This window comes from Flavobacterium sp. B114r (assembly GCF_056824125.1).
This window is the reverse complement of record NZ_CP124858.1, coordinates 132828-144852: the sequence shown is the minus strand read 5'-3', so window position 1 is coordinate 144852 and position 12025 is coordinate 132828. Positions and strand designations below refer to the sequence as shown.

10 protein-coding genes and 1 pseudogene are annotated in these 12025 nt (G+C 34.8%); 5 read left to right on the top strand and 6 right to left on the bottom strand.

What is annotated here, in order from left to right:
* Window positions 1-37: 37 nt before the first annotated feature.
* Together QLQ94_RS00710 and QLQ94_RS00705 are read right to left on the bottom strand one after the other, a co-directional pair.
* Complete coding sequence (locus QLQ94_RS00710; protein ID WP_482498845.1) at window positions 38-502, bottom strand: PepSY-like domain-containing protein; 465 nt, start codon at window positions 500-502, stop codon at window positions 38-40.
* A 23-nt stretch (window positions 503-525) separates the two neighbouring features.
* On the bottom strand, window positions 526-969 hold the full coding sequence (locus tag QLQ94_RS00705) for a PepSY-like domain-containing protein (protein WP_482498843.1): 444 nt from the start codon (window positions 967-969) through the stop codon (window positions 526-528).
* Between the two features lie 202 nt (window positions 970-1171).
* Here QLQ94_RS00705 and QLQ94_RS00700 point away from each other — a divergent pair, with 202 nt between their 5' ends.
* Together QLQ94_RS00700 and QLQ94_RS00695 are read left to right on the top strand one after the other, a co-directional pair.
* Window positions 1172-2806: an ABC-F family ATP-binding cassette domain-containing protein gene (locus QLQ94_RS00700; RefSeq protein WP_271335215.1), complete on the top strand. Its 1635-nt coding sequence runs from the start codon at window positions 1172-1174 to the stop codon at window positions 2804-2806.
* Between the two features lie 442 nt (window positions 2807-3248).
* Window positions 3249-3953, top strand: a pseudogene (locus QLQ94_RS00695) (DASS family sodium-coupled anion symporter); the annotation flags it as partial.
* 69 nt (window positions 3954-4022) lie between these two features.
* Here QLQ94_RS00695 and QLQ94_RS00690 read toward each other — a convergent pair.
* The 3 genes from QLQ94_RS00690 to QLQ94_RS00680 are packed head-to-tail and all read right to left on the bottom strand — an operon-like array spanning window position 4023 to window position 7531.
* Window positions 4023-5180 (bottom strand): ABC transporter permease, encoded by a 1158-nt coding sequence (locus QLQ94_RS00690; RefSeq protein WP_482498841.1) that lies wholly within the window; start codon window positions 5178-5180, stop codon window positions 4023-4025.
* A 2-nt stretch (window positions 5181-5182) separates the two neighbouring features.
* Window positions 5183-6136 (bottom strand): HlyD family secretion protein, encoded by a 954-nt coding sequence (locus QLQ94_RS00685; protein ID WP_482498839.1) that lies wholly within the window; start codon window positions 6134-6136, stop codon window positions 5183-5185.
* Window positions 6137-6148: 12 nt separating this feature from the next.
* Window positions 6149-7531, bottom strand: coding sequence for a TolC family protein (locus QLQ94_RS00680; protein WP_271335212.1), 1383 nt, complete (start codon window positions 7529-7531; stop codon window positions 6149-6151).
* 264 nt (window positions 7532-7795) lie between these two features.
* Between QLQ94_RS00680 and QLQ94_RS00675 the strand changes: the two genes are divergently transcribed.
* Genes QLQ94_RS00675 through QLQ94_RS00665 form a run of 3 tightly spaced genes read left to right on the top strand, consistent with a single transcriptional unit; the run spans window position 7796 to window position 11658 of the window.
* Window positions 7796-8995: a hypothetical protein gene (locus tag QLQ94_RS00675; protein WP_482498837.1), complete on the top strand. Its 1200-nt coding sequence runs from the start codon at window positions 7796-7798 to the stop codon at window positions 8993-8995.
* A gap of 59 nt (window positions 8996-9054) precedes the next feature.
* Window positions 9055-10206: a porin gene (locus tag QLQ94_RS00670; RefSeq protein ID WP_271335210.1), complete on the top strand. Its 1152-nt coding sequence runs from the start codon at window positions 9055-9057 to the stop codon at window positions 10204-10206.
* A gap of 21 nt (window positions 10207-10227) precedes the next feature.
* Complete coding sequence (locus QLQ94_RS00665; protein WP_271335209.1) at window positions 10228-11658, top strand: anion permease; 1431 nt, start codon at window positions 10228-10230, stop codon at window positions 11656-11658.
* A gap of 3 nt (window positions 11659-11661) precedes the next feature.
* Here the strand turns inward: QLQ94_RS00665 and QLQ94_RS00660 are convergent, their stop codons facing one another.
* Window positions 11662-11946 (bottom strand): GNAT family N-acetyltransferase, encoded by a 285-nt coding sequence (locus tag QLQ94_RS00660; protein WP_414655387.1) that lies wholly within the window; start codon window positions 11944-11946, stop codon window positions 11662-11664.
* Window positions 11947-12025 lie beyond the last annotated feature (79 nt).

Here is a 12025-nt window from a genome sequence, read left to right as displayed (position 1 = left end):
AATTTTTGATAATTGAGGGGTTTTGTTTTTAATATGGTTATTTATCAATTCTAATAAAATTTCCCTGAAGATCAAAAACGAGTTCTATATTGTTAGAAAGTTCTACTTCAATAGAGGTTTTCTCATTATCGATTGATGTTACAAATTGATTGGGATAATTAGCCGTTAGATAGTTTTGTATCTTTTCAGAAATCAGATCTGTGGGAATCGGCTGGTTGTTTCCGTCAATGTCTATCCAGTTTCCATTTGCATCAAAATCAATTTCGAAATTATTGCTAAGTTTTACCTCATAAACAGATCCGTCGCTCTCTGGGATATTGTGTTTTTTTACGGTCAAATAAGTGATACCGGGAAAGTAAGTGGTGACAAATGCACTTGCTGATTTTGGTAAATCTGCAGCGCTGATTACAGAGTCATGATTGCCGTCCTCGCCACTATCGCAAGCTGTGGCTAAAAATAGAAGTGATACAGCAGTAACAAGAGTTAAGATTATTTTTTTCATGATTGTATTATTTAAGTTATATGCTATTTATCGATTTTGGTAAAATCCCCTTTTAGGTTAAATTTTAATTCTAAATCGTTAGTTAGTTTCGTTTCATAACCAAAAGTTCCTATTTCTATTTTGGTTATTTTTTCTTTAGGAAAATTGGTTTTTACATAAGAAGCGATTTTTTTAGGGATAATAGATGCGGGAATTTTAGCGCCTTTTGCATCTACTTCTTTCCAGTTTCCTTTTTTATCAAATTCGATTTCAAGTTTATTGTCAAATTGAACTTTGTATTCTGTAGAAAGAATTTCTTTGTCTTGCAATACATAACTTGGTTTCTTCGACCCAAAGTGAGTTTTCAGGAAGGTTTGTGCGTTTGCGGGCAAAGCTTCTTTTTTAATTACAGTTTTTTGCGCATTTGCAGAAAGTCCAAATATTAATCCTGCAATTAGACATATAGTCAAATTTAATTTCGTTCTCATATTTTGCTGATTTTTAAATTCTTATACAAGATAAGGCTAAATTTTTAAAAAATGTAAGAATATAGGTGTAAATTAAAAATCAGAAGATGCCCGTAGTCTAAAATAGTATTGCCTAATAGTCTAATTAATCTATCTTTGCGCTTTCAAAAAAATACTTGCCCGGAAATGTAAAATCTGAGCAGTCTAAAATCTAAAAATCTAAATGATTACAGTTAACGATATTTCAGTTCAGTTTGGTGGAACTACATTATTTAGCGATGTTTCTTTTGCTATAAATGAAAATGATAAAATTGCCCTTATGGGTAAAAATGGTGCGGGAAAATCGACACTTTTAAAAATAATTGCAGGACAAAGCAAACCTTCAACCGGAAGTATCTCTGCTCCAAAAGATGCAGTTGTAGCTTATTTGCCTCAGCATTTGTTAACTAAAGATGGTTCGACTGTAATGGAAGAGGCATCAAAGGCATTTGGGGAAATTTTTCAAATGAAAGCTGAAATAGATGAGATCAATGAGCAATTGACTGTTCGTACAGATTATGAAAGCGATGCTTACATGAAATTAATCGAAAGAGTTTCTGACTTAAGCGAGAAATTTTATGCTATTGAAGAAGTAAATTACGAAGCCGAAGTTGAGAAGATTTTAGTTGGTTTAGGTTTTGAACGTGAAGATTTTACACGTCAGACTTCTGAGTTTTCAGGAGGATGGAGAATGCGTATCGAATTGGCGAAAATTCTTTTGCGTAAACCTGATTTAATTTTATTAGATGAGCCAACCAATCACATGGATATTGAAAGTATCCAGTGGTTAGAGGATTTTTTGATTAATTCAGCAAAAGCAGTTGTGGTAATTTCGCACGATAGAGCATTTGTAGACAACATTACAAATCGTACTATCGAGGTTACAATGGGAAGAATCTACGATTATAAAGCAAAATATTCTCACTATTTAGAGTTAAGAAAAGACCGTCGTGTACACCAGCAAAAAGCATATGATGAGCAACAAAGAATGATTGCAGATAACAGAACGTTTATTGATAGGTTCAAAGGAACTTTTTCTAAAACAGATGCAGTCCAGTCCCGCGTTAAGATGCTTGAGAAATTAGTGATCGTACAAGTTGATGAAGTAGATAACTCAGCATTGAAACTTAAATTCCCACCGGCAGCACGTTCAGGTCAATATCCTGTAGTGGTAAAAGAACTTTCTAAATCATATGGCGATCATGTAGTTTTTAAAGATGCTAATATTGTTATAGAAAGAGGAGAAAAAGTGGCTTTTGTAGGTAAAAATGGTGAAGGAAAATCAACCATGATCAAAGCGATCATGAAAGAGATTGGTATCGATGAAGGAAGTGTTGAAATAGGGCACAATTCTCAAATTGGATATTTTGCCCAAAACCAGGCTTCTTTATTAGATGAAAATGCTACAATTTTTGAAACTATTGATGCAATTGCAGTTGGAGATGTCCGTACACAAATAAAAAATATTCTTGGAGCTTTTATGTTTCAGGGCGATGATATTACCAAGAAAGTAAAAGTACTTTCAGGTGGTGAAAAAACGCGTTTGGCAATGATAAAATTATTGTTGGAACCGGTTAACTTATTAATTCTCGATGAGCCTTCAAATCACCTTGATATGAAGACTAAAGATATTATTAAAGATGCATTGCGTGACTTTGACGGAACTTTAATCCTGGTTTCTCACGATCGTGATTTCCTTGACGGATTAGCGACTAAAGTTTTTGAGTTTGGAAACAAACGTGTTAAGGAACATTTTGAAGATGTAGCAGGTTTCCTTGCGCATAAAAAAATGGATTCTATGAGAGAGATCGAGAAGTAATCTAGTTAAAAATGTAATAATAAAGAGGGCGTTAGTTAATTCTAACGCCTTTTTTTTTGCTTAAAATAAAAATAAAGTGATTAAAGAGTAAATGTTTAAAACATGATATAAATCAGATTAACAACTGAATAGTTGCGATAACTTTAATGTAGCAAAAAAGCTTTTTTGTAGCTTAAAATGCATTAAAAATAAAACTAATCTAAAGTTTATCATGAATGTTTTAAATGTTTTTTTTTTAAAGAGATTTATATTTGTAATCTTTTTATTCCCTTTTTTTTTTTTTTTTTTTTTTCAAATGGACAAACTTCCGAGTCCAATATTCAAAATGAAGTAAAATATCCCCAATTTAAAGTTCAGGGACTTTTTAGGGGCGATATCTAAGTGGTTTTACAAATGGAATAGATGCTACAACAGGACTTCAGCATCCGGATGGTAATGCGGTAAAATTTATCCGCCTGAACTGAAGAAAACGGGTGATGCGCCAAAAATTGTGGCAGAGAAATTAAAAGAAATGGGAGCAATCTCTAAAAACGAATGGCTCATGCTTCTTACTTTTGTTATTCTACTATTTCTTTGGATGACCGGAGATCTGTTTTCTATCGATGCTACAACTACAGCATTCATAGGTTTAGTAGTATTATTGCTGACTTCTGTTTTAACTTGGGAAGATGTAAAAGCCGAAAAAGGAGCATGGGACACTATTGTATGGTTTGCGGTTTTAGTAATGGTGGCAAGCTCTCTGGATAAGCTGGGATTTATTGGTTGGTTTAGTGAAATTGTAAAAGTGCAGATTAATGGTATGAGTTGGCAATTGGCATTTATAATAATCATAGCAGTATATTTCTTTAGTCATTACATTTTTGCAAGTGCAACAGCTCACGTTGCAGCTATGTATGCGGCATTGCTTGCTGTTGGAATGTCATTGGGAGTTCCTGGATTGTTTTTGGCATTTATGTTAGGATTCGTAGGCTCTCTTTATGGAACATTAACCCATTACGGTCACGGACCAGCACCTGTATTTTTTGGTAGTGGTTATGTGGATTTAAAAAGCTGGTGGGTCAAAGGGTTGATAACAGGACTTGCAATGTTGGCAATTTATATGGTAATTGGTGGTTTATGGTTGAATTTTTTGGGATATTTGAATTAATAATTCATTATATAAATTCAAAAAGCACAAGAGAAATCTTGTGCTTTTTATTATTTTTAACGGAATGTTTTATGCTTCTTTCAGAGCCTTTTTCTTCTTGAAATATAAAGCGATATATGCTGCAATAGAACAAACCGCACCTATAATTATCATATTCCAAATGGGTGTAGTAGTTTGAGAAAAATTTCCGTTCTCGATAATCAGAATCCTAAATGCTTTGAGGAAATGAGTTAACGGAATTACATTTGCAATTGCCTGAACTGCTTGTGGCATCTGGCTTAATGGCCAGGTAAAACCACTTAAGATAAAACTTGGAGTTGCAATAACCATCAAAATTTCAGTAGCTTTCAATTGACTTGGAACCAGAATGCTCACCAGTATACCAATAAAAGAAACTGAGAGTACAAATATTCCGGCAATAAAGGTAAGTGGAAGTAAGTTTTCGTAAAACGGAATCCTGAACCATAAAGTAAAAAGCCAATATATCAGCCAAATACCAAAACTCATGATCATGTAAGGAATAATTTTTACCGCGAGAAGTTTTAAAATTGAAGGGCATCTTTTGACTAATTCTTTAAAAGTTCCGTTTTCAAATTCCGATGCAAAAGAAAGTGCCAGCCCTAATAATAGTACTTGTTGCAGAACCGTTGCTAAAACGCCCGGCCATAAAAAGTACATATAATTAGTGCTTCGGTTGTATTTTTTTATGAAAGTAGTTTTAAAAGGTTCGTATTGTGAGGCGAGCAAATTTTCGGGGACGCCTTGTTTTCTTAAAGTCTCAATTTGAACACCTGCTTTTAATGTTCCAAGACAGACCTGTATTGCAGTTGATGCATAATTGGCAGTTAAAACATTGGATGTATTTACTATAGTAGTAATTTCAGGATATCTTTTTGTAAGTGTCAATTTCTCAAAACCTTTAGGAATAATGACAACACAGGTAGCTTCTTTTTCGATAGCAATCTGCGAAAGATTATTCTGGTCGTATAGAATTGAAGAAATATGAAGAACTTCATTGTCTTCAAACATCTGAATTGCTTTTGAGCTTAATTCAGACCTGTCCTGATCCACAATAATTATGGGTAAATCAGTTACCTTGCCTTTTCCATAAACATATCCTAGCAATACGCCATAGAGTATAGGTGCACCAATAAATAACAATCGGAGTACTTTATTGCTCCAAAATAGTTTGAATTCCCGTTTAAGCAATGAAAAGAAATTTTGCATAGTTAAAGAGATAAGGTAACAGTTGTTTTTGTAATAAGATCTTTTGTCTGGTCGCCATTCGCAGGCGTTATCTTTATTTCGAATAAACTTTCCTGCATTTCATAGTCTGGATATGCAGTTGCAATATTTCCATAAGCCCCCAGTTGTTTTACGGTAGAGATGGTTCCTTTAATGTCTTCTTTTTTATAAGGAACATGAACGGTAACTTCTTGCCCTTTTTTGAATTTTGCCAGTTGATTTTCAGGAATTGTAAAACGGAAATAAGTACTATTGGCAATATAGCCATTAAACAAGGTATAGCCGGGTAAAGCTAGTTCGCCGAGATTAAGCGTAATAGTTTCAATACTCATGTCCTGCGGTGCAATAATATAACGTTCCTTGTCAGCAGTTTCCACTTCCTGCAAAGCACCAAGGGCCCTGTCTTGTTGTCCCAAAGCCATAGTTTGCTGTTCGATACGAGCACCTTTTTTTGCATCATCCAGTTCAGCAATAACCGCATTATATTGCGCTTGTGCTCCTTGGTATTTAGCAAAAGTCTCGTCATAAGTTTGTTGCGATATTAAAGAATCTTTAAGCATGTTATTCAATCGTCTGATCGATTTTTGAGCAAATTCATATTGTTCCTTCAATCCCATTTTTTTAGCCTCAAGCTGTTTGATTTGATTTTCGGTTGCGCCTTTTACAGCCATTTTGTATTGCGCTTTTGCAGAGATAACGGCACCTTCGGCCTGACTTTTTTTAGCATCTACTTCCGGAATATCAAGCAGCGCCAGTGTGTCTCCTTTTTGCACTATGTCACCTTCTTTGACAAAGATTTTTAAAATCTTGCCAGGGATTTTACTGACAACTGCAATTTGTTCCTTTTCTGTTTTTCCCTGAATTACATTTTCTTTTTTAGCTTTTTGGCAACTTATAAAAATGAAAATTAAACTGATTATCATAATTGCTTTTTTCATAGAACAGAACTTTTATTTAGATAGTTTTTTTGATAAATCGCCGGTAGCGATGATAGTTTCAATAGCCGCTAATCGTTGTTCGATTAAGGTAGTTGTCTTGTTTACAGATGCTTTATATGAATCATTTTCAGCTTCAAGACGTTCTGATATATTGATAAGACCTTCTTTATACTGTTTTATGGCTAAATTCAAATTATTAGCGGCTACTTTTTCCTGTTGTTGGGTAATGTCAATTTTTTGAGTCAGGACACTATAATCAACCAGGTTTTTTTCAAGAAGCAATTCCAGTTTTTCTTTCGTATCATCAATTTGGTTTTGTACCTGTTCGATATTGATCTTAGCTTCGTGTACTTTATGTTTTCTTTCAAAACCTGAAAATACTTCCCATTTCATTGCTGCGCCCACAACCCAGTTATTGCTTATTGTTACTTCGTTTAAGCCTAAATATAGAGCCTGATTGATTCCCGTAACGATAGGTGTCGTAGCATTTGCATCAAATAAACTCGAGTAAGAAACACCACCAAATGCTCCTAAAGTTGGCAGATAAGTACCTTTTTCCTTCTTTAATAAAAATTCATAGGCGGTTTTAAACGACTCCAGAGCTTTTATTTCCTGTTTGTTTTGGGTACTTAGCTTTTCATCGGTAATCAAATAGGGAATTAAATCGTATTTGACATTATCAGTTTCAGCATTGGAATACCCCGTTAAATATTGGATTTTTTTATAAACTAATTTTCGTTTTCCATCCAGTTCAATTTTTTTAGAGGCTAATTCAAGAGATGCCAGTTTTATTTTATCCCGGTCATAAGGAATTGCAAGTCCTTGTTCTATTGCTTTTGTAACACGTTTGGTTTCTGTTTCAAGTCGTTTTTCGCTTTCTTTTATGAGTCTGTCTATTTCTTTTAAGAGTTCTAACTGATCAAAAGTATTAATAACGTCTTTTGTGATTTGATCCTTTTCTGATTCTTTTAAAAATACGGTTCCTTTCGTTTTTTCATGAATTGCTTTTGCTCCGTTTGGAATTTGCATACCGCTAAATAAGACTGTTTTTGCCATTACGCTTCCATTAAAAATATTTCCGTAATTTTTAAAAGCAGTTTTTCCATCAAACAAAGGATAATTTACAATAGGTATGGTAGCCGTAGGAAGATCGACAGTCAATTTGTTGTCAAAATAAGAGTACAGCGCACTGGCTTCTACAGTAGGAATGTATTTGTTCCAGACTCCTTTTTCCTGAAGATTTAATTTTTCAATATCCAGATCTTTGTTCTTTAAAGAAGCGCTTTTTTCTATAGCTTTAATAATAGCATCTTCAAGAGTGGGTGAAATCTCTATCTGAGCATATCCGGAAGTTATGGAAAGAAAGAAAAAGAGGAATGGTAGATGTTTTCTCATTGTAATTTTTGTTTCTATTATATGATAAATCGTAAACAGATTTTTGTAAGGTATTACAAACGGAATAGGTACGTATAAAATACGGCTATTTACAAAGTTAAGCATATTAGTCTTACATTCTACGATTATAAAAGAGAATGATTGATTGAATTGCAACTTTTTAGTAGTTATTAATAAGAAAATAGAAAGATTTTTGATGTTGATGTACTTTATTTGTTTTTTTATACCTTAGTAGGAATATTTGTAAATTAATTACTAATTAGCATGAAAAAGAAAGCCTTGTTTTTAGCTATTGTGTTGACTGGCTTATTTAGTCTTCCTGTTTTTTCTCAAACTGATAATGAGCCTGTTGCTTTGGGGCTGCCTGGAGATAACCTTAACTTATATGCTGTTTTAGATCTTTTTCAAAAGTCTAAAACCCTTGAGGATTTTGAAAAAGCATTAAATGATCCGGATAATAAGGTCAATAATTTAGATCTGAATAATGATGGAGAGATCGATTATATTGAGATAGAAAGTCACAAAGAAGGAAATACGCATGTAATTGTACTTCAGGTTGCAGTAAATAATAGCGAAACACAAGATGTTGCTGTTATTGAAGTTGATAAGGATAAAAAGAACAATATTCATGTTCAGGCTATTGGTGATGAAGATTTATATGGCAAAAATTATATTGTAGAGCCTGCAAACAATGTTTCCGGAACACCAAATCCCGGATATACAGGAGGTAGCACTGTAATTGTAAATAATAATACAACCAATAATTATAATACAACAACAAGCCCAAGTTATGTAAGCGCCAGTGTTAGTGCATGGCCGGTTATATTATTTTTGTTTTCTCCTGTATATGTTGCGTATCGGTCTCCTTGGCATTGGGGATATTATCCTCCTTACTGGCGTCCTTGGCGTCCGGTTTATTATCATGATTATTGGGGATATCACGGCCATTATTACAGAAGCCCATATTATCGAAGAACTGCTGTTATAAGAAACCCAAGGTATTATAATAATTATGCGAGCAGAAGAAATACATCCGTTATTGTTAGAAATAACCGAACTAACGGACGTTATAACACGACCTATAATGGCAGGGACTATAAAAGACCAGCTCCGGTTACAGCAAGACCAACCAGACCGGGAAACAGTAACAGGCCGGGAACACGCCCAACAAACCCATCAACAAGACCAGGAAATACAACAAGACCGGTAACACGACCTACGAATCCATCGACCAGACCAGGAGGAACCACCAGACCAACAACACGTCCGGTAACACCAACTAATCCATCGACACGGCCAGCTGTAAGACCAACGCAGCCTGTAACAAGGCCAGTCACGCGTCCTGTTACCCCGGCTGTTCCGTCTACGCGTCCTGCTGTTAGGCCAACACAACCCGTAACAAGACCTGCAGCACCCAGACCTGCAGCACCAAGACCAGCTAATGGCGGTTCTAACAGGAGGTAGGTAGAGGTGATTGATTTTTAAGATGTTAGTAATGGATGAATTTTTAATAGACAGAGCTTATGAATAAAACTTTACTAATAAAACTAATTTTTGTTCTTTTAATAGTGCCCTTTTTTGCAAAGGCGCAAACTACTGATACCCAAGCACTCGAAGATGCCGAAAATACTATCAAATATCCTCAGTTTCAGTTCAAAGGGCTTTTGCAGGCAAGATATTTAGAAAGTTCCGGTAAAAATGTTGATGTTTTGGGTGTGCAGCATTCAACAGGAGAAGTTACTCAAAGTTCGTTTGATATTAAAAGAATGCGTGTTGGTCTTAATACTAAATTAAGCAACACCACTGAAGTAGTAATTTTAGTAAATCTGGCTGATTTTAAATCCGATCCTAAAGGAAAGGTACTTGAAAATGCTTACGGAAAATATACTTTTAATAAATATATTGCTTTAACCGGAGGTCAATTTCGTCCCGCATTTGGTATCGAAGAATTAGTCCCGGTGGATATTATCAAATCATTTGATTTCTCAAATCAATATTATGAATTTGGAAAAAATGGCTGGACGAGTTTTCAAATTGGTGCTTCTGCAAGCGGAAGTTTTGATATTGGTAAAAATCCTGTAAGTTATGCGATTTCCATTTTAAACGGAAACGGGAGAAATCAGGAAATGGATAATGATAACGGAAAACAATATTCGAGCAGATGGGTTTTTGAATTGTCAAAACTTCATAAAATAAATTTAGGATTAAACGGAGGTATCGGTAAAAGATCAGATCAGAAAGTATTTGCTGTGGGGGCTGATATAACAAGTGATTTTAAGTTAACTGACAGGCTTACATTTGATTTGCAAATTGAATACAAACAAGGAACTAATCAAAATCTGTATTTTTCTTTACCGGTTGATGGCAGAACGCCAAATTTGGATGATTACCAAATGAGAGGGGTTTATTTTTTGCCAAATTTCAGATATGTAGTTGATTATAAAAAATTGACCTCTCTTGAGCTATCCTGTCGTTTTGAATCTTTTGATAATAATTTTAAGGTAAACTCGAATGTTAGAAAAACATATACACCAATGATAAGCCTTGAATTTGGGAAAGCTTATTTAGGTCGTATAGAGATGGGATTTGAGATTGATCGATTCGATAAAAATATTCCTGACACCTCTTTTTACAATGATGATTTATTTATCATTCAGTTACAACTCCGACTTTAATCTAATTTAATTCTTGTTTTTATGAAAGAAGTAAAAATTCCTCAAACCTTAATTACACTTGCAATTGGAATTGCAATTTGGCTAATCCCTGCGCCAAATGGTGTAAAAATTGAAGCCTGGCACTTATTTGCAATTTTTGTTTCTACTATTTTAGGAATCATCTTGAAAGCTGCTCCAATGGGTACGATGTGTATGATTGCGATTGCGTTAACAGCTTTTTCGCAAGTTTTGGCTCCCGGTGAAGCCGGAAAATCAATTACTTTGGCGCTAAGAGGTTTTGGAGATAAAGTGATTTGGCTTATCGGGATTTCATTTTTTATTGCAAGAGGTTTTATCAAAACAGGTTTAGGAAACCGAATTGCGTTTTTATTTATTAGAGTATTCGGAAAAAGCTCACTTGGATTAGCTTACGGTTTGGGTTTAGCCGATTTGGTTTTGGCCCCGGCTGTACCAAGTAATACCGCCAGAGGAGGAGGGATTATTTATCCCATCATGAAATCAATGGCAATGAGTTTTGGTTCGATGCCTGACCAGCCGGAAACGCACAGAAAATTAGGTTCATATCTGACATTAAGCAGTTATAATGCAAATTTAATAGCTTCGTCTATGTTTCTTACCGGAACAGCGAGTAACCCGATGTGTCAAAAATTTGCCCTTAACTTAGGAATTAAAATAACGTGGATTTCGTGGGCAACGGCAGCAATTGTTCCCGGTTTAGTTGCCTTTTTTGTGATTCCGCTTGTGTTGTATAAAATTTATCCGCCAGAATTAAAAAAAACTGGAGATGCGCCACAAATTGCGGCTCAAAAGTTGAAAGAAATGGGGCCAATAAGCCGTAATGAATGGCTGATGCTTTTGACTTTTTTTATCTTATTATTTCTTTGGATGACAGGAGATTTATTCTCTATCGATGCTACAACAACAGCATTTATTGGTTTAGTGATTTTATTGCTGACCTCAGTTTTAACCTGGGAAGATGTAAAAGCCGAAAAAGGAGCCTGGGATACAATTGTATGGTTTTCGGTTTTGGTAATGATGGCAAGTTCGCTCAACGAACTGGGCTTTATTGGCTGGTTCAGTAATTTGGTAAAAGCAGAAATTGGCGGATTAAGCTGGCAAATGGCTTTTCCTATTATTATACTGGTATACTTTTTTAGTCATTATCTTTTTGCAAGTGCAACCGCACACGTAGCAGCGATGTATGCGGCTTTACTTGGTGTAGGTGTTTCACTAGGGATTCCCGGATTATTATTAGCTTTTATGCTTGGTTTTATAGGATCGCTTTATGGAACTTTAACGCATTACGGACATGGGCCGGCACCCGTTTTTTTCGGGAGCGGCTATGTCGATTTAAAAAGCTGGTGGGTCAAAGGACTCATCACCGGATTAACAATGTTACTTATTTACATGGTTATTGGTGGACTGTGGCTGAGACTTATTGGTTATTTTTAAAAATTAAATTCTAATTCCGGGAGGAAGTAATTCCTTGTAAGTAGGGTTTTTTTTGATAAATAATACAATTCTGGGATGAATAGGCATTAATTTGAATTTCTTTTCGATAATGATATCCATGATGTTTTTAAGTACTACATCAATTAATGCTTGATTGTCAAAACCTTCTGGTGAGTTGATTTTAGTTAGAAAGATTTTTTTCTCCTGAAATGAATATTCAACAGAAAGTAATCCTTCGGGTACTATGGTTTCAAATTGTCTTGCAAAAGTGTTGTCTTTGATTTCCATAGTTTCAATAGGTTCCATATTAGTCATGTTTTTTGGGGTATTGGATTAAAAAATAATAGAAAAAGAACGTTAATAGCAC